The 18,510-nt window shown below is 63.4% G+C and carries 16 protein-coding genes; 8 read left to right on the top strand and 8 right to left on the bottom strand.

Features of this window, described 5'->3' with window-relative positions; genetic code table 11:
- Positions 1-217: 217 nt before the first annotated feature.
- Positions 218-1,264, top strand: coding sequence for a DNA polymerase III subunit delta (gene holA / locus NKJ20_RS32215; RefSeq protein ID WP_352749557.1), 1,047 nt, complete (start codon positions 218-220; stop codon positions 1,262-1,264).
- 227 nt (positions 1,265-1,491) lie between these two features.
- Here holA and NKJ20_RS32210 read toward each other — a convergent pair whose 3' ends face one another.
- From NKJ20_RS32210 to mnmG, 4 genes are read right to left on the bottom strand one after another with little or no spacing between them, the layout of a single operon-like run.
- Positions 1,492-2,373, bottom strand: a complete 882-nt coding sequence (locus NKJ20_RS32210) for a ParB/RepB/Spo0J family partition protein (protein WP_352749554.1) — start codon at positions 2,371-2,373, stop codon at positions 1,492-1,494.
- A 40-nt stretch (positions 2,374-2,413) separates the two neighbouring features.
- Positions 2,414-3,214, bottom strand: coding sequence for a ParA family protein (locus NKJ20_RS32205; protein ID WP_084642633.1), 801 nt, complete (start codon positions 3,212-3,214; stop codon positions 2,414-2,416).
- A 33-nt stretch (positions 3,215-3,247) separates the two neighbouring features.
- Complete coding sequence (gene rsmG, locus NKJ20_RS32200) at positions 3,248-3,889, bottom strand: 16S rRNA (guanine(527)-N(7))-methyltransferase RsmG (protein WP_352749551.1); 642 nt, start codon at positions 3,887-3,889, stop codon at positions 3,248-3,250.
- On the bottom strand, positions 3,886-5,775 hold the full coding sequence (gene mnmG / locus NKJ20_RS32195; RefSeq protein ID WP_352749549.1) for a tRNA uridine-5-carboxymethylaminomethyl(34) synthesis enzyme MnmG: 1,890 nt from the start codon (positions 5,773-5,775) through the stop codon (positions 3,886-3,888). Before mnmG ends, rsmG begins: the two co-directional genes overlap by 4 nt.
- 222 nt (positions 5,776-5,997) lie before the next feature.
- On the opposite strand from mnmG, the gene NKJ20_RS32190 reads away from it, so the two are divergent.
- Positions 5,998-7,128 (top strand): IS481 family transposase, encoded by a 1,131-nt coding sequence (locus tag NKJ20_RS32190; RefSeq protein WP_352749546.1) that lies wholly within the window; start codon positions 5,998-6,000, stop codon positions 7,126-7,128.
- Between the two features lie 307 nt (positions 7,129-7,435).
- On the opposite strand, the gene mnmE is transcribed toward NKJ20_RS32190, so the two are convergent.
- The gene (mnmE, locus tag NKJ20_RS32185) at positions 7,436-8,764 is read right to left on the bottom strand and encodes a tRNA uridine-5-carboxymethylaminomethyl(34) synthesis GTPase MnmE (RefSeq protein WP_352749544.1); all 1,329 of its coding nucleotides are present in this window, start codon (positions 8,762-8,764) and stop codon (positions 7,436-7,438) included.
- A 58-nt stretch (positions 8,765-8,822) separates the two neighbouring features.
- Between mnmE and NKJ20_RS32180 the strand changes: the two genes are divergently transcribed.
- Positions 8,823-10,841, top strand: a complete 2,019-nt coding sequence (locus tag NKJ20_RS32180) for a thioredoxin domain-containing protein (RefSeq protein ID WP_352749541.1) — start codon at positions 8,823-8,825, stop codon at positions 10,839-10,841.
- A gap of 184 nt (positions 10,842-11,025) precedes the next feature.
- Here the strand turns inward: NKJ20_RS32180 and rho are convergent, their stop codons facing one another.
- From rho to hemE, 3 genes are all read right to left on the bottom strand, one after another.
- Positions 11,026-12,291, bottom strand: coding sequence for a transcription termination factor Rho (rho, locus tag NKJ20_RS32175; protein ID WP_023675925.1), 1,266 nt, complete (start codon positions 12,289-12,291; stop codon positions 11,026-11,028).
- Between the two features lie 166 nt (positions 12,292-12,457).
- Positions 12,458-13,003, bottom strand: a complete 546-nt coding sequence (gene hemJ / locus NKJ20_RS32170; protein ID WP_031211566.1) for a protoporphyrinogen oxidase HemJ — start codon at positions 13,001-13,003, stop codon at positions 12,458-12,460.
- Positions 13,004-13,005: 2 nt separating this feature from the next.
- The gene (gene hemE / locus NKJ20_RS32165) at positions 13,006-14,034 is read right to left on the bottom strand and encodes a uroporphyrinogen decarboxylase (RefSeq protein ID WP_352749539.1); all 1,029 of its coding nucleotides are present in this window, start codon (positions 14,032-14,034) and stop codon (positions 13,006-13,008) included.
- Between the two features lie 401 nt (positions 14,035-14,435).
- Between hemE and NKJ20_RS32160 the strand changes: the two genes are divergently transcribed.
- From NKJ20_RS32160 to dnaQ, 5 genes are all read left to right on the top strand, one after another.
- Positions 14,436-15,254 carry a pyruvate, water dikinase regulatory protein gene (locus tag NKJ20_RS32160; protein WP_352453668.1) on the top strand — a complete coding sequence of 273 codons (819 nt, stop codon included), beginning with the start codon at positions 14,436-14,438 and terminating at the stop codon, positions 15,252-15,254.
- A gap of 197 nt (positions 15,255-15,451) precedes the next feature.
- Complete coding sequence (locus NKJ20_RS32155) at positions 15,452-16,051, top strand: Maf-like protein (RefSeq protein WP_352458815.1); 600 nt, start codon at positions 15,452-15,454, stop codon at positions 16,049-16,051.
- Positions 16,044-16,886 carry a shikimate dehydrogenase gene (locus NKJ20_RS32150; RefSeq protein WP_352453666.1) on the top strand — a complete coding sequence of 281 codons (843 nt, stop codon included), beginning with the start codon at positions 16,044-16,046 and terminating at the stop codon, positions 16,884-16,886. Before NKJ20_RS32155 ends, NKJ20_RS32150 begins: the two co-directional genes overlap by 8 nt.
- Complete coding sequence (gene coaE / locus NKJ20_RS32145) at positions 16,883-17,485, top strand: dephospho-CoA kinase (protein ID WP_352453665.1); 603 nt, start codon at positions 16,883-16,885, stop codon at positions 17,483-17,485. Before NKJ20_RS32150 ends, coaE begins: the two co-directional genes overlap by 4 nt.
- Positions 17,486-17,570: 85 nt before the next feature.
- Positions 17,571-18,290: a DNA polymerase III subunit epsilon gene (gene dnaQ, locus NKJ20_RS32140; RefSeq protein WP_352458814.1), complete on the top strand. Its 720-nt coding sequence runs from the start codon at positions 17,571-17,573 to the stop codon at positions 18,288-18,290.
- The last annotated feature ends 220 nt before the right edge of the window (positions 18,291-18,510 follow it).

The following is an 18,510-nucleotide window of genomic DNA, read 5'->3' as shown; positions in this document are numbered from 1 at the left end:
GGACCAATCACCTTCTACAACGGCCTGGCCTACTTCCGTGCCTGTGCCGATGGATGGGCTCTGCGAGATGTGTATATGCCCTAGCGCTTTGCGGGGGAGAGGAACCCCCGTCTTGAGAGGCTGGTCTTCCTTCGCGCCCCCTCTACCCTCCGGCGTCTCGATACAATACCGCCATCCCTCCGTTCACCCCGCGCCCGCGTCATGCTAATCAGCGCCCATGGCACAAAAGAAAGCATACGAGGTCGATGCATGGCTCGCGAAGCCGGATCCGCGCGTCTCGATCGTGCTGCTTTACGGTCCCGATCGCGGGCTGGTTGCCGAGCGGGCAAAGGCCTTTGCCGGCAAGACCGGCCTGCCGCTTGACGATCCGTTCTCGGTCGTCAGGCTGGACGGTTCGGAGGTCGATCGCGACGAGGGCCGCCTGCTCGACGAGGCCCGCACCGTGCCGATGTTTTCGGAGCGGCGCCTGCTATGGGTGCGCAATGCCGGCGCCCAGAAGGCGCTTGCCGACGACGTCAAGGCGCTGACGTCGGAGCCCGCGCGGGACGCCATCATCCTCATCGAGGCCGGCGACCTGAAGAAGGGCGTCGGCCTGCGCGCCGTGGTGGAGGCGGCGGACAATGCCATGGCATTGCCTTGCTATGCCGATGAGGCCAGGGATATCGATACGGTCATCGACGACGAACTGCGCAAGGCCGGCATGTCGATGACACTGGAGGCGCGGCAGGCGCTGCGCCGCAATCTCGGCGGCGACCGGCTGGCCTCGCGCGGCGAGATCGAAAAGCTTGTGCTTTATGCGCATGGCCAGCCCGAAATCGGCCTCGACGACGTCAAGGCGACGTCTGGCGATGTCTCGGGCCTCTCCTTCGACGCGGCGGTCGACGCCCTGCTCGAAGGCAGGATCGCCGACTTCGACACCGCCTTCACCCGCCATTGCCAGTCCGGCGGCCAGCCCTTTCTGGTGCTGTCATCGGCGATGCGGCAGTTGCAGGCGATCCAGGCGATGCGCGGCCTGATGGACGCCGGCGGCCGCAATGCCGCTTCGGTCGTAGCCGCGGCGCGCCCGCCGGTTTTTTTTTCGCGGCGCAAGCTGGTCGAGAAAGCCCTCGAACGGTGGAGCAGCGAAGCGCTCGGCCGCGCACTCAACCGCCTGCAGACGGCGGTCCTGCAGACACGCCGGCGGCCGGATCTGTCGATCGCGCTGGCACGCCAAGCCCTGCTCGGCATTGCCGTGGAGAGCGCAAGGCTGGCGCAGCGCACCTGATCTCCCCCCTTGAGGGGGAGATGTCGCCAAAGGCGACAGAGGGGGTCACAGCGCGTAGAACACCACCCCTTCCGCGAAGACAGAGGACGTGGGCGCTTGAAATTTGACGACCCCTTCTGGCCTGCCGGCCATCTCCCCCTCAAGGGGAGAGATTAACTACTTCGACGATTTCGCCAATCACCGCGCGGCAGCAAAACGTTATTTGCCGGCTAATTTTAGCAACCTACCTACTCCCGCTTCAGCCTTCGGCAAAGCTCGTCGAGCTGCTCCAGCGTCCGGTAGGCGACGCTGATCACGCCGCCGCGCTGGTTGTGCTCGATCGTGACGATCATGCCGATCGTGCTGGTCATCAGCCGCTCCAGCGCCAGCGTGTCGGCATCCTTTTGCGGCGGGGGCGCGGGCTGGCGCTTTGCCGCCGGCGCGCCGACCGGCATCTGCGCCAGCGCCTCGGCCTGGCGCACCGAAAGCCCCTCGTTGATGATCCGCTTGGCAAGCCCGGCCGGGTCCTCGGCGGTCACCAGGGTGCGGGCGTGGCCGGCCGAGAGCGCGCCGTCGACCAGCATGTCGCGAATGACGTCGGGCAGCTTGAGCAGCCTCAGCGTATTGGCGACATGGCTGCGGCTCTTGCCGATCACCTGGCCGAGATCGGCTTGGGTATAGCCGTGGTCGTCGATCAGCTGCTGGTAGCCCAGCGCCTCCTCGACCGGGTTGAGGTCGGTGCGCTGGACGTTTTCGATGATCGCCAGTTCGAGCGCCGTGCGATCGTTGACGTCGCGTACGATGATCGGGATTTCGGTCAGCCCGGCGCGTTGCGCCGCGCGCCAACGACGCTCGCCTGCGATGATCTCGTAGCGGCCCGTTTGGGTTTTCGACGGCCGCGCCACCACCGGCTGCACCACGCCATGTTCGCGGATCGACTGGGCGAGGTCGGTCAGGTCGGCGTCGCCAAAATGCCGGCGCGGGTTTTTGGGATTGGGGCTGAGGAACTCGATCGGCACCTTGCCGTCGGCCGCCAGCCCGGGCTTTTCCGGTGCCGCCGGGCGATCGATTTCGCCGATCAGCGCCGCCAGTCCCCGTCCCAGTCTTTTCCTCGAAGGGTCTTCGTTCATCGTCCGTCCAGATCGTTTCGGTGTCGAATCGGCTTATCGTTCAGGCAGCACGCAATTTGCGCTCGCGGCGGATGACTTCCGAAGCAAGCTGCAGATAGGCCTGGCTGCCCGAGCATTTGAGGTCGTAGAGAATCGCCGGCTTGCCATAGGACGGCGCCTCGGAAACGCGGACATTGCGCGGGATGACGGTTTCATAGACCTTGTCGCCCATATGCGCCCGCACATCCTGCACCACCTGGTTGGCGAGATTGTTGCGCCCGTCGAACATGGTCAGCACGATGCCCTGGATCGTCAGGTCGGGGTTGATCGAGCGGCGCACCTGCTCGACCGTCTCCAAAAGCTGGCTCAGGCCCTCCAGCGCGAAAAACTCGCACTGCAGCGGCACCAGCACCGAATCGGCCGCAGCCATCGAATTCAGCGTCAGCAGGTTGAGCGAGGGCGGGCAGTCGATCAGCACATAGCCGAAATTGGCCGAGCGCTCGGCCGAAGCCCGTAGAGCGTTGCGCAGCCGCAGCACCCGATCCGGCGCCGAGGCGATTTCCATCTCGATGCCGAGCAGGTCGAGCGTCGACGGTACGATCGACAGGCCAGGCACCGCCGTCGGGATCGCCGCCGCTTCGAGATCTAGCTCGCCGGTCAGCACATCATAGGACGAGACGGTGCGGTCGCGCCGGTCGATGCCAAGCCCGGTGCTGGCGTTGCCCTGCGGGTCGAGATCGACGATCAGCACCTGTTCGCCTATGGCCGCCAGCGCGGTGGCCAGATTGATGGCGGTCGTCGTCTTGCCGACGCCGCCCTTCTGGTTGGCGACGGTAATGATTCGGGGGCCGTTCTTCATCATGGGTCTATGCCAGAAATTCATTTGGGTCGCCGGTCACAAGCCAGGGTGCTGTCGCAAGTCGGATACTTCGAGAATGACGCCCTGCGCGTCGGTTGCACTGGCATGTTCTACCAGATCGAAAGACCATCGTTGAGCGCTTTCTGCCACTTCGGCGCGGTAATCCCGGCCTTTGTGAAACAGGCCGCGCGACCCCTTGGTCAGCCACGGTGCCGCCAGGTCGAGCAAGGCCGGAAGCGAGGCGAGTGCCCTGGCTGTGACGATTTGGGATGCAGGAACAAGAGGATAGCTGTCGTCGATGCGGCGCGCGATAACCTTGGCGGGCAGGCTGAACTGTCCGATGACCGCTTGCAGGAACGATGCTTTTTTCCGGTTGCTTTCAACCAGGTCGATACCGGCGCCGTCCCGCTCGGCAAGCAAAAAGGCCAGCACAAGGCCGGGAAACCCACCGCCGGAGCCGAGATCGACCCAGCGCTTCGCCTCTGGTTTGATTCGCGCCAGCTGCGCGCTGTCGAGGATGTGGCGGCGCCAGACATCATCCTGCGTCGATTGCGCGGCCAGATTGATCCGGCGGTTCCATTTCTGGAAGACGGCCTCGAACTCGACCAGGCGATCGAATGTTTCACGTGAAACCGGGCCCGCTGCCGCCTGCAGGTTTGCCCAGGACGCAGCGCTCACGCGACCTGCTTTCGCGCAGCCGCCTCGGCATTGCGGACATGGGCGACAATAATCGCCAGCGCCGCCGGCGTCATGCCTTCCATGCGTTGCGCATCGGCAATCGAGCGCGGCTGGCGTGCCAGCATCTTCTGCTTCAACTCGTTCGACAGGCCGGGAACAGAAGCAAAGTCGAGCGACTCGGGAATAAGCCTGCTCTCCTCATGCCTGATCTGCGAAACATCGGCCTGCTGGCGGTCGAGATAGACAGAATATTTGGCTTCCGTTTCAAGACGTTCGGCCGTTTTACTGTCGATCGCCGCGAAAGCCGGCTCGATCCGCGCCAGCCAGGCGATGTCGACGCCGGGATAGGCCAGCAACTCATAGGCCGAGCGGCGGACGCCGTCCCGGTTGATTTCGAGCCCATGGCGCGCTGCCTCATTGGGGGTCATGGTGGTGCCGAGGGCGAGCTGTCGCGCCTTCTCAAGGTCTTGCACGACATTGTTGAACCGCTGCATCCGCTCCGGCGAGGCAATCCCCAGCCTTATCGCCAGTGGCGTCAGCCGCTCATCGGCGTTGTCGGCTCGCAGCGATAGCCGGAACTCGGCCCTTGAGGTGAACATGCGGTACGGCTCGGCGATGCCGCGGCTGGTCAAATCGTCGACCATCACGCCGATATAGGCTTCGGTGCGGCTCAGCACGATTTCCTCGCTCGCCGACGCCTTGCGCGCTGCATTCAAGCCGGCAAGCAGCCCTTGCGCGCCGGCCTCCTCGTAGCCGGTGGTGCCGTTGATCTGGCCGGCGAGGAAAAGGCCGGCGATCCGCCTTGTTTCCAGCGTTGGCTTGAGCTCGCGTGGATCGACATGGTCATACTCGATGGCATAGCCCGGCTGCAGCATGGTTGCCCGCTCCAGCCCCGGAATGGTCTTCAGGATGTCGAGTTGCACGTCCTCGGGCAGCGAGGTCGAAATGCCGTTCGGGTACACCGTGTCGTCGTCCAGCCCTTCCGGCTCCAGAAAGATCTGGTGGCCTTCGCGGTCACCGAACTTGACGATCTTGTCTTCGATCGACGGGCAATAACGCGGCCCGACGCCTTCTATCGACCCCGAATACATGGCCGAGCGGCCGAGATTGGCGCGAATCAGCTCGTGCGTTGCATTGATCGTTCGGGTAATGCCGCAATGGATCTGCGGATTTTCGATGCGATCGGTCAGCAGCGAGAACGGCACGGGGTCCTCGTCCGCCGCCTGGCTCTCCAGTGACGCCCAATCGATCGTCCTGCCATCCAGCCGCGGCGGCGTGCCGGTCTTCAGCCGCCCGAGCCTGAAGCCGGCGCGGCTCATCGTCGCCGACAGGCCGATGCTCGCCTGCTCGTTCATACGGCCGGCGACGATCTTCTTTTCGCCGATATGGATCAGCCCGCGCAAAAAAGTGCCGGTCGTCAGCACCACGGCGCCGCAGGCGAGCCGGCTTCCATCCGCCAATAGTACCGCCGCGATGCGTCCGTCGTCGATTTCCCCGTTGTTGATTTCGAAATCCAGCACCTCGCCTTCGATGACATCGAGGCCAGCCTGCTGGCGGATTGCCGCCTGCATGGCGAGGCGATAGAGTTTTCGGTCGGCCTGCGTTCGCGGACCACGCACCGCTGGCCCCTTGCGGCGGTTGAGCAGGCGGAACTGGATGCCGGCGGCATCGGCGACGCGCCCCATCAGCCCGTCCATGGCGTCGATTTCGCGAACCAGATGGCCCTTGCCGAGGCCGCCGATCGCCGGATTGCAGGACATCACGCCGATCGTGTCGAAGCGCAGCGTCACCAGCGCCGTCCTGGCGCCAGCCCGCGCAGCGGCACTGGCTGCCTCGCAACCAGCATGACCGCCGCCCACCACAACCACATCATAGTGATTGGTCATTTCAGAATCCCGAATTCAAGTGGACCGACACATGTCCCTGGAGGCACGCGCTGTCAAGGACGCAGGGCGCTTCAGACGCATGACTGCCCCCGACAATGCAGACAGAGATCGCCTGGCGCCGTTTTGTCTTCCCTTCTCCCCTTTGTTTGGACCGGAGACATCGCGAACAGATGTGCGAGGACATCGCGAACAGTTTTGCGCTTTTGCGCGAGGGGGTTCGGGATGCCATTCGAGGACAGAAGCGTGATGAAGCAGAAGCTGGAGTTTGTGAGGCTGGCGTCGGCGAAAGGAGCGAATGTAAGCGTGCTGTGCCAGCGCTTCGGTATCGGCCGGACCTGTGGCCACAAGCTGCTTTCGCGCTATCGGATCGAGGGGGAGGCTGGGCTGGTCGAACAGTCGCGGCGGCCACGATCGAGCCCGGCGCGCAGCGCGCCGGAGGTGGAAGCGGCGGCCCTTGCGGTGCGTATGGCGCATCCGGCTTGGGGTGGACGCAAGATCGCGCGTGTGCTTGCCCGCGAGGGTATCGGCACGCCGGCGGCCTCGACGGTAACCGGCATCCTGCGTCGCAACGGCATTGAGTTGGGAACGTCGGGCGGTGGAGCGCAGTCCTTCATCCGCTTCGAGCATGCCGCCCCCAACGATCTGTGGCAGATGGACTTCAAGGGTCACGTCGCCTTGCGTTGCGGCCGCCTGCATCCGCTCACCGTGCTTGATGACCATTCGCGCTTCTCGGTCGCGCTGTCGGCCTGCGCCGACCAGACCACCGCAACCGTAAAAGCCCGGCTGGTCACCGCCTTCCGCCGCTATGGCTTGCCGTGGCGCATCGCCACCGATAATGGCCCGCCCTGGGGCGATGGCGGCCGCAACGACTTCACGCTGCTCACCGTCTGGCTGATCGAAACCGGCATCGCCGTCAGCCACTCCAGGCCTTGCCATCCCCAGACCCTCGGCAAGGACGAGCGCTTCCATCGCTCGCTCAAGGCCGAGGCGCTGCAGGGACCGCCCTTCGCCGATCTCGCCAAGGCCCAGGACGCATTCGACCAGTGGCGCCATGTCTACAACGCCCAGCGTCCCCACGATGCGCTGGACGGCGGCGTGCCGCTCGATCGCTACTGGGCATCGCTGCGCCCTTATCGCGAAACGGTCGAGCCGTTCGAATACGCCAAGGGCGATCTCATCCGCCGCGTACAGCAGCATGGCTTCGTCTCCATTCTTGGCCGCACCATGCGTTTGTGCAGGGCCTTCACAGGAAAATCCGTCGCCTTCAGGCCCACCGCCACAGACGGTGTCTTCGACGCCTGGTTCAGACATCAGAAAATAGAAACCATCGACCTCAATGTCCTGGCGCGATAGCATGCAAAACTGTTCGCGATGTCCTCGCACATCTGTTCGCGATGTCCCCAGTCCAAACACCCTTGTGGGAGAAGGTGGATTGGCGCGCAGCGCCAAGACGGCTGAGGGGGTGCTGGACGGAGCACTGTTGGTGCCAAGCTGGAACACCCCTCATCCGACCGAGCTTCGCTCGGCCACCTTCTCCCCCAAGGGGAGAAGGGGAGACGCTACGAGCGAGATCGTTTCACGTGAAACAGTCCCCCTATTCCTGGGCCCATGTTTCACGTGAATCACCCCGGTGTGTTCCTTCCCCTATGTTTCACGTGAGTCATTTGCCGATACAGAACTGCGAAAAAATCACATCGAGCATATCCTCGACATCGACCGCCCCGACGATGCGTCCAAGCCGATCCGCCGCCAGGCGCAGTTCCTCGGCCCGTAGCTCCTGCCCGCGATCACCACTGGCCACTGCTGCGAGCAGGAAGCGTTTCGTCTCGTTGAGCAGCTCGACGTGCCGCAGCCGCGACGGCAGGATATCGCCGGCCTTGCCGATCTGGACTGCGGCACGACGCCCGATCTCGTCCAGCAGTTCGGCCAGACCCGTGCCGTCCCGCGTCGAGATAGCGAAATCATAGTGCGCCGCGGGCGAGGGCGATTTGCCCCCCAACAGGTCAATTTTTGTTCCGACCCTCAGCGCCTGAATGTCGCCCGGCGGCACACCGATCGCGATTGGCTCCGCCATATCCTCAAGCAGCAACAGCAGATCGGCGCTGTGCGCCTTGGTCCTGGCTTTCTCGATGCCGATCGCCTCGATCATGCTACGCGCCTCGCGCAGGCCGGCGGTGTCGGTTACCCTGACCCGCATCCCCTCAAGGTCCAGTACCACCTCGAGCAGGTCGCGGGTCGTGCCCGGCTCGTCGGTGACGATGGCCGCTTCGCGCCGCGCCAGCGCGTTGAACAGGCTGGACTTGCCGGCATTCGGCGCGCCGAGGATTACCACTTCGAACCCATCGCGAATGATTTCGGCAGCGCGGAAGCCGGCGACGTGACGCTCTATTTCCCCGATCATCGCCCGGACATCGGACCAGACTGTATCGGCCACCGAGCCCGGCACGTCATCCTCGTCGGCAAAGTCGATCTCGGCCTCGATCATCGCGCGGGCGAGGATCAGCCGTCGGCGCCAGCCCAGATAGAGTTCGCTCTGCACGCCTTGGGCGTTGTGAACGGCAAAGCGCCGCTGCGCCTCGGTTTCGGCGTTGATGAGATCGGCCAGCGCCTCGGTTTCGACCAGATCGAGCTTGCCGTTGAGAAAGGCGCGGCGGGTGAATTCGCCAGGCTCGGCATGCCTGACGCCGTCGAAGGAGGCGATCGTTTCCAGCATCCTCGCCACAACGGCGCGCCCGCCATGCACATGGAACTCTGCAACGTCCTCGCCGGTAAAACTGTCGGGGCCGGCAAAGAAGACGACCAGGCCGCTGTCCAGCACCGATCCGTCGGGCGCCCGGAACTTGCGATAGGTGGCAACGCGGTTTGGTACCTTCGATCCCGCAATCGTTTCGACAGCGAATCGACTCTGCGGCCCCGAAATCCGGATCACTGCAATACCGGCCGGCAAGCGCCCGCTCGACTGCGCCACGATGGAGTCTTTTGAAATCATTTGCCCGCTCTGCCGAAGCGCCCTAGCTATCCTGTTCAATCCGCCATCGAGTAGCGCCGTGACATTGCCTGCACAAAACCTGCTTGCCGAAGAGGCCAGCCCCTATCTGCAGCAGCACAGCGGCAATCCAGTGCACTGGCGGCCATGGTCGCCCGCCGCTCTGGCCGAAGCAAAGGTGCTGCAGCGTCCGATCCTGCTCTCTGTCGGCTACGCCGCTTGCCATTGGTGCCACGTCATGGCGCATGAGAGCTTCGAGAACGACGACGTCGCCGCCGTCATGAACCGTCTCTTCGTCAATATCAAGGTCGACCGCGAGGAGCGCCCCGACATCGACCAGATCTACATGGCGGCGCTGTCCTCGATGGGCGAGCAGGGCGGCTGGCCGCTGACCATGTTCCTGACGCCGGAGGGCAAGCCGTTCTGGGGCGGCACTTACTTTCCGCGCGAAGCCCGCTACGGCCGGCCGGGTTTCGTCCAGGTGCTGGAGGCGGTTGACAAGGCTTGGCGGGAGAAGAAAGAAGGCGTTAACCAGAGTGCCGACGGCCTGACCACGCATGTCGAGACGCGGCTGGCGGGCAGCCATGGCAAGGCCGTGCTCGACCGCGGGATGCTGGCGAACCTCGCCAATGGCATTGACGGCATGATCGACCGCGATTTGGGCGGTCTGCGCGGCGCGCCGAAATTCCCCAACGCGCCGTTCATGCAGAGCCTCTGGCTGTCCTGGCTGCGCAACGGCACCGCATCCCACCGCGACGCCGTTCTCCTCAGCCTCGAAAAAATGCTGGCCGGCGGCATCTATGACCATATTGGCGGCGGACTCAGCCGCTACTCGACCGACGCCGAATGGCTGGTCCCGCATTTCGAAAAAATGCTCTACGACAATGCCCAGCTCATCCGCTTGTGCAATTGGGCCTATGCGTCAACCGGCAAGGAATTGTTCCGGCTGCGAATCGAAGAGACGATTGCCTGGCTGTTGCGCGAAATGCGAGTCGAGGGCGATGCCTTTGCCGCCAGCCTTGATGCCGACAGCGAGGGCGAGGAGGGGTTGTTCTACACCTGGAGCAGGGATGAGCTCGAAGCAGCCCTTGGCAACGATTCAGCATTGTTTTTCAAATACTTCACGCTTGCCGGTCCGCATGGTTGGGAAGGCAAGCCGATCATTTGCCAGACTGATGCTCAACAGGCGCAGAGCGTCGTCGATCGTGACCTTCTGGTTCCGCTCAAGCAAAGGCTGCTGGCAGCGAGGGAACAGCGCGTGCGGCCCGGGCGTGACGGCAAGGCCCTGACCGACTGGAACGGCTTGATGATCGCAGCCCTTGCCGAGGCCGGACGGTCGCTTGGCCGATCCGACTGGATCGAAGCGGCGGCAGCGGCCTTTGCCGCCATTGCGGCTGCCGGACGTGACGGCCGCCTGCCGCATTCGATGCTCGGCGCAAAGAAGCTGTTTCCGGCTCTGTCGAGCGACTATGCCGCCATGGCCAACGCCGCCATCTCACTGTTCGAGGCGACCGGCGATCCCGACTATATAGATCGCGCCGGGAACTTCATTGAGCAACTCGATCTTTGGCACCGGGACAGCGACAAGACCGGCTACTATCTGACCGCGTCCGACAGCGCGGATGTGCCGATCCGCATCCGCGGCGATGTCGACGAAGCCATTCCTTCCGCTACCGGCCAGATCATCGAAGCCCTGGTCCGATTGTCGTCGCTTTCGGGCGATCTCGATCTCTGGGAAAAAGCCTGGACAGTCGCAGAGCACGCGGGCGGGCGGGCGGAGCACCAGGGCTATGGCCAGGCGGGTATAGTCAATGCCTGTGCCTTGGCGCTTGAACCGCTGAAGCTGGTGATCGTGGATAGACCGGAGAATACAAGGCTTGTTCCGGTTGCGAATCGAAATCCAGACCCGCGCCGGGTGGACATCGTCGTGCCTGTTGGCTCGGCGACAAATCTGCCGGCCTTGCCAGGCGGCGTCCTGCCGCCAACGGCCGAGCCCGGCGCCTGGCTCTGCACGGGGCAGGTCTGCCTGCCGGTGGTAATGGAAGCCGATGAGCTGGAAGGGATGCTGCGGCGCGGATAGGTGAGGGAATGCGGCACGGCCTTCCCTTCTCCCCTTGTGGGAGAAGATGGATTGGCGCGCAGCGCCAAGACGGTTGAGGGGTGCTGGACGGATCGCCGTCGGTGCCAAGCTGGAACACCCCTCATCCGACCGAGCTTCGCTCGGCCACCTTCTCCCACAAGGGGAGAAGGAAAGGGCACCCCGCTTACGTATTCATCGAATCGAAGAAATCCGCGTTGGTCTTGGTCTGCTTGAGCTTGTCGATAAGGAACTCGATGGCGTCGGTCGTTCCCATCGGCGCCAGGATGCGGCGCAGCACGAAGATCTTCTGCAGGTCCTGGCGCGGAACCAGCAGGTCTTCCTTGCGGGTGCCGGATTTGAGGATGTCCATTGCCGGATAGATGCGCTTGTCCGCCACCTTGCGGTCGAGCACGATTTCCGAATTGCCGGTGCCCTTGAACTCTTCGAAGATGACCTCGTCCATGCGGCTGCCGGTATCGATCAGCGCCGTGGCGATGATGGTCAGCGAGCCGCCTTCCTCGATGTTGCGGGCAGCACCGAAGAAGCGCTTCGGCCGCTGCAGCGCGTTGGCGTCGACACCACCGGTCAGCACCTTGCCGGATGACGGCACGACGGTGTTGTAGGCGCGGCCGAGGCGGGTGATCGAATCCAGCAGGATGACGACGTCACGGCCGTGCTCGACCAGGCGCTTGGCCTTCTCGATAACCATTTCGGCAACCTGGACGTGGCGCACCGCCGGCTCGTCAAACGTCGACGACACCACCTCGCCCTTCACCGAGCGCTGCATGTCGGTGACTTCCTCCGGCCGCTCGTCGATCAGAAGCACGATCAAATAGCATTCCGGATGGTTGGTGGTGATCGAATGGGCGATGTTCTGCAGCAGCACCGTCTTGCCGGTGCGCGGCTGCGCCACGATCAACGCGCGCTGGCCCTTGCCGAGCGGCGCCACCAGGTCGATGACGCGCGCCGAAATATCCTTGGAGGTCGGAACCTCCATCTCCATCTTCAGCCGCGACGTCGGATAAAGCGGCGTCAGATTGTCGAAGTGGATCTTGTGGCGGATTTTTTCCGGGTCGTCGAAATTGATCGTGTTGACCTTGAGCAGCGCGAAATAGCGCTCGCCCTCTTTCGGGCTGCGGATCGGCCCTTCAACCGTATCGCCGGTCTTCAGCGAGAACCGCCGGATCTGCGACGGTGAAATATAGATGTCGTCGGGACCTGGCAAATAGTTGGCATTGGCAGAGCGCAGGAAGCCAAAGCCGTCCTGCAGCACTTCGACGACGCCGTCGCCGATGATCTCGATATCCTGGGTCGCCAGCCTCTTCAGGATCGCGAACATCAGCTCCTGCTTGCGCATGACGCTGGCGTTCTCGACTTCGAGCGATTCCGCATAAGCGATCAGCTCTGGCGGTTTCTTGTTCTTGAACTCTGTGAGTTTCATTTCTTGCATCATTAGACGGACTCTGAGTAAGCTTTGGGAAAAATATCGGCGGGATGCGACAAATGCCGGGCGCGGCCGAAGCGATAAATGGGCGGCGCATGACGGGAAGGAAGACCCGTCTTTTATCGTCGGTCGGTTGAAAGAGCAAGCCGCCTTTTGCGGGCAACCGAAGACGTCAGAACGGTTTCACGATAACCAGGACGACGATGACGATCATCAGCAATGTAGGGATCTCATTGACGATCCGCCAGTGCCTTGCCGATTTTTCATTGCGGTCTTCGGCAAATTTCCGGACGGCGCCGGCGAGATAGCCATGCACGGCCGACAGGCCAACCACCGCAGCGATCTTGGCATGCAGCCAGCCGCCTTGAAAACCAAAGCCTTTCCAGGCGAGCCACAGGCCGAATGCCCAGGTGATCACCATTGCCGGATTGATGATGCCGCGCAGCAGGCGGCGCTCCATCACCTTGAAAGTCTCCGACTGGACGGAGCCTTTTTCGGCATCGGCATGATAGACCAGCAAGCGCGGCAAATAGAGCATGCCAGCCATCCAGGAGATGACGGCAATCACATGGATCGCCTTCGCCCAGGGATAGAAATCATCGGGCCCGAACAGCAACAGCAGCCCGGCCAGCACCAGGAAAATGGCGATCGCGATTGCCGCGCGGCGCATCGCGCCCTTACCGGTGTTGGTGCCGTTCGCATTGTCCGCGCCCATCATCGTCACGATGCGCTCCGCACCAGCTTGACCATCCGCTCGACATGAGCGAGCGGCGTCTCCGGCGTGATGCCGTGGCCGAGATTGAAGATCAGCGGCCCGTCGCCCAGCGCCTTCAAGATCGCCCCCACGCCGTCGTCAAGCGCCTTGCCGCCGGCTACAAGCCGCAGCGGATCGAGATTGCCCTGCACGGCGCCGTCACGCTGCAATTCCTTCGCGGTCGACAATGGCACGGTCCAGTCGAGGCCCAGCCCGGTCACGCCGGTCTTCTGGCGATAGCTTCGATAGTGATCTCCCGCGCCCTTGGGAAAGCCGATGATCGGAACATTGGGATGGGCAGCCTTCACTTGCCGGACGATCGAGGCCACCGGCTCGACGCAGAACAACTCGAAAGACGCTTGGTCGAGCACGCCTGACCACGAATCGAATATCTGCACCACGTCGGCGCCAGCCTCGATCTGGCGGATCAGATAGGCAGCCGAATGATCGGCGAGCACTTTCAAGAGCCGGAGAAAGGCCGTCGGCTCGCGATAGGCGAACAGCCTGGCCGGCGCCTGGTCGGGCGTACCGTGGCCGGCAATCATGTAGGTCGCCACCGTCCAGGGCGCACCGCAAAAGCCGATCAGCGTCGTTTCATCAGGCAGTCTGGCGCGCAACCGCCGCACCGTCTCGTAGACCGGCTCGAGATTCACGTGAAACGTTTCGCCGTCGAGAGCCGCAATTTCCGCAGCCGTGATCGGCGTCAGCAGCGGGCCGCGTCCTTCCTCGAAGCGCACGTCGCGGCCGAGCGCATGCGGCACGACAAGAATATCGGAAAACAGGATCGATGCATCGAAGCCGAAGCGTTCGATCGGCTGCAGCGTCACTTCGACGGCGAGGTCCGGGTCGTAGCAAAGATCGAGGAAGGATCCGGCCCGTCTCCTCGTCTCCCGGTATTCCGGCAGATAGCGGCCGGCCTGGCGCATCATCCAGAGCGGCGGCGGAAACGCCGCTTTGCCTCTCAACACGTCCAGCACGATCCGGTCTTGAGGCATTGAGCGCTCGCCTTTCCAGGCTTCCCTATAATTAAATATTCTATTTTTAGGAATCTTATGATTCTAAGAGTCTGTTGGTTGTGGTGGTTGTCTCCTGTCCCGCTTTGCCCTCGAAAAGACCAGCCAGCATATTGTCGCGCGCTTCTCCAGCGGGATTGCAGGACTTTGTGGAAAACCGGGAATTTACGACTGGAGTCAATGCGTTGCCGCCAGGCCAGGGAAATTGCCCCTGTGGATGAAGCGAAGGCAAAAAGCTCGGTCCCCGGACTTGTCCCCAACCGCCCGGAGAAGCCGACAGCACATCGAATTGTGGACAAACCGCCATCTGATACAGTCGCTTTGCGGTGGCCGAGTTTTCCGCCCGGCTTATCCACATCGGCCCACAGCCTGGAATGTATCCTGTGAACAAACCGCAGAGCTTCTTTCACCTTCATCTGATTTCAGACGCCACCGGCGAAACGCTGCTGGCCGCCGGCCGCGCGGCTTCCGCGCAATACAAGGATGCGCGCGCCATCGAACATATCTACCCGCTCATCCGCACCGAAAAGCAGGTGACGAAGGTGTTCGAGGACATCGAGGAGGAGCCGGGCATCATCCTCTACACGGTGGTCGACCAGAAGCTTGCCCGCGGTATCGACGAACGCTGCGCGGCCATGGGCCTGCCTTGCGTCTCGGTGCTGGAGCCGGTGCTGACGGTGTTCCAGTCCTATCTCGGCACGCCTGCCGGCCGACGCGTGGGCGCCCAGCATGTGCTGGACGCCGAATATTTCCGCCGCATCGACGCGCTCAACTTCACCATGGAGCATGACGATGGTCAGCTGCCGGCCAATATGGATGATGCCGACATCGTGCTCGTCGGCATCTCCCGCACCTCGAAGACGCCGACCAGCATCTATCTCGCCAATCGCGGCATCAAGACCGCCAACATTCCGATTGTGCTCGGCGTACCGGTGCCCGAAACCCTGGTCAATGCCAGGAGACCGCTGATCGTCGGCCTGGTCGCCACCGCCGAACGCATATCGCAAGTCCGGCAGAACCGCATTCTCGGCACCAGCGCCTATGAGCCGACCGATTATGTCGACCGCGCCGCGATCGCGGAAGAGCTCACCTATGCCCGCCAGATATGCACGCGGCATGGCTGGCCGATGATCGACGTCAGCCGCCGTTCGATCGAGGAGACGGCGGCGGCCATCGTTGCCCTGCGCGGCAAGACGCGCTAGGGTTTTGGGCGCTTGTGCTGTGGGTGGTCCTTACCTTCTCCCCTTGTGGGAGAAGGTGGCCGAGCGAAGCTCGCTCGGATGAGGGGTGTTCCAGCTTGGCATCACCTGCACTCCGTCCAGCACCCCTCAACCGTCTTGGCGCTGCGCGCCAATCCACCTTCTCCCACAAGGGGAGAAGGAAAGATCAGGCGAAAAAAATGGCTGAAAAAATCATCCTTGCCTCGGGCAGCCCGTTCCGCAAGGCGCTGCTCGTCAATGCCGGCGTCACTGTCGAAGCGGTTCCGGCTTCTGTCGATGAGCGCGCGCTCGAGGCGCCGCTGCAGAATAGTGGCGTGTCGCCGGAGGACGTCGCCCTGGTGCTTGCCGAAGCCAAGGCCACCGACGTCAGCGAGCGCAAGCCCGGCGCCCTGGTGCTCGGCTGCGATCAGACGCTGTCGCTCGGCGACGAGCTGTTCCATAAGCCGGCCGACATGGAAGGAGCGCGCCGTCATCTGCTGGCGCTGTCGGGCAAGACGCATCATCTCAACAGCGCCGTCGTGCTCGGCCGTGACGGCCAGGTTCTGTGGCGGCATGTCGGCATCGCCAGCCTGACCATGCGCAAGCTCGATCCGGCCTTCATCGGCCGCCATCTTGCGCGCGTCGGCGCCAAGGCGTTGTCCAGCGTCGGCGCTTACCAGATCGAAGGCGAAGGCATCCAGCTGTTCGAAAAAATCGAAGGCGACTATTTTACTATTGTCGGCCTGCCACTTTTGCCGGTGCTGGCCAAGCTGCGTGAGTTCGGGGCGATCGATGGCTGAGGCCACGAAAAAGGCGTTTGTCACGGGCCACCCGATCGCGCATTCCAGGTCTCCGAAGATCCACGGCTACTGGCTGGCGAAATACGGTATCGGCGGCGTCTACGAGGCCATCGACGTTGCACCGGAGGCGTTTGCCGAATTCCTGCAGACGCTGCAGGCACAAGGCTATCGCGGCGGCAACGTCACCATCCCGCACAAGGAAGCCGCCTTCGCTTTGGCCAAGCGGCGTGACGCCGACGCCGAACAGATCGGTGCGGTCAACACGCTGTGGTTCGAGAATGGCGAATTGTGGGGCGGCAACACCGATGCCCATGGCTTTGCCGCCAATCTGGACGAATATGCACCGAGCTGGGCGGCCAACGGCCGCGCCGTGGTGCTCGGCGCCGGTGGCGCCGCTCGCGCGGTTATTCATGCGCTGAAGCAGCGCGGCGTCAGCGACATCCGCATCGTCAATCGGACGCTTGCGAGGGCGCAGGAGCTGCGCGACCGCTTTGGTGCCGGCGTCTCCGCCCATGGCTTGGCGGCGACCGGCGAATTGCTCGAAGATGCCGGCTTGCTGGTCAACACGTCAGCGCTCGGCATGCATGGCAATGAAGGCCTGTCCGCCGATCCCCGCAGACTGCCGGACGGCGCGATCGTCACCGACATCGTCTACGTGCCGCTGGAGACGCCGCTGCTTGCCGCGGCCAAAGCGCGCGGCCTGAGAACCGTCGATGGGCTCGGCATGCTGCTGCACCAGGCGGTGCCCGGCTTCGAGCGCTGGTTCGGCACCAGGCCGCAGGTCACCGCCGAACTGCGGCAAATGATCATCGCCGATATCGGCGCGATAAAATGATCGTGCTCGGCCTCACCGGATCGATCGGCATGGGCAAGTCGACCACCGCAAAGATGTTTGCCGAGGCCGGCGTGCCGGTCCATGATTCCGACGAGGCGGTGCATCGCCTCTATGCCGGCCAGGCCGCCCCCATGGTCGAGGCGGCCTTTCCCGGGACCACCCGATCCGGTGCGGTCGATCGCACAAAGCTGGCCGAACGGGTGCTCGGCGACGCCGCCGCCCTGAAACGTCTGGAAGCGATCATCCATCCGTTGGTCCGTGCCGATGCCGATGCCTTCCTGGCTGAACATCGTGCCGCCGGCGCGCCGCTTGCGGTGCTCGATATACCGCTGCTGTTCGAGACCGGCGGCCGTGATCGCGTCGACAAGGTCGTGGTCGTCACCGCGCCGCCTGAAGTCCAGCGCGCCCGCGTGCTGGCGCGCCCGGGCATGAGCGAGGAGAAACTGGCGTCGATCCTGGCCAGGCAGGTTGCCGACGCCGAAAAGCGCCGGCGCGCCGACTTCGTCATCGACACCGGCCAGGGCTTTGATGCGGCGCGCGCGGCTGTCAATGCGATCGTCGCCGAACTAGTCGGGGATAAGGCAGCCAGGCCTGGTTAAGAGGCTTGCAGCCCGCTTTACCTGTTGCCATTTTGTTCCAGGTGTGATTCGGCTAGAATGATGCCGGAACCAGTGGACTGATTCGATGCGTGAGATCATCTTCGATACGGAAACCACCGGCCTCGACACGCGCGAGGACCGCGTCATCGAGCTTGGCGGCGTCGAGCTGGTCAACCGCTTCCCGACCGGCCGAACCTTCCACAAATACATCAACCCGCAAGGCCGCCAGATCCATCACGAGGCGCAGGCCGTGCACGGCATCAGCGCCGCCGATCTTCAGGGCAAGCCGACTTTCATGGAGATCGCCGAGGAGTTTCTGGCCTTCATCGACGGCGCCAAGCTGGTCGCGCACAATGCCGGCTTCGACATCGGCTTCCTCAATCTCGAATTCGGCCGGCTTGGCCATCCGGCCATCGATCCGGGACGGATCGTCGACACGCTGGCGCTGGCGCGCCGCAAGCATCCGATGGGCCCCAATTCGCTCGATGCGCTCTGCCGCCGCTACGGCATCGACAACGGCCGCCGCACCAAGCACGGCGCGCTGCTCGATTCGGAATTGCTGGCCGAGGTCTATATCGAGCTCATCGGCGGCAAGCAGGCAAGCCTCATCCTCGACAGCATCCTGACTCCGGCGGGCGGCAGGCAGAATGTCGACGACATCGATATTTCGATCGGTGTGCGGCCGATCGCCTTGCCCTCGCGCCTGACCGATGCCGAGCGCACCGCGCACGCGGGCATGGTTGGCACATTGGGCGAAAAGGCGCTCTGGCTGCGCGTCCCCCCGGAAGCGAGTTCCGCCGCATAGTGATTTTGACAGGTTGCGGTCATCGGCAGCGAACGTCGATAGTTCCGTTCAGTGGCAAATCGCAAACCTTGGAGATTGGCTGAAATATCCCTCCAATTCGTCATCCCAGGGCGGAGCAAGGAGCGAAGCGACGCGGCGCAGACCCTGGGATCCATATGTGGACGGCGCCCTGCCTGCAACGGTTGTTTTGCGTCGTTTTCGATCGCTTGCGTCCATATGT

The organism is Mesorhizobium sp. M0185, from assembly GCF_040322175.1.
Taxonomy (GTDB): domain Bacteria; phylum Pseudomonadota; class Alphaproteobacteria; order Rhizobiales; family Rhizobiaceae; genus Mesorhizobium.
The sequence above is the reverse complement of the archived record's forward strand: the minus strand, read 5'-3'. Positions and strand labels throughout refer to the sequence as shown.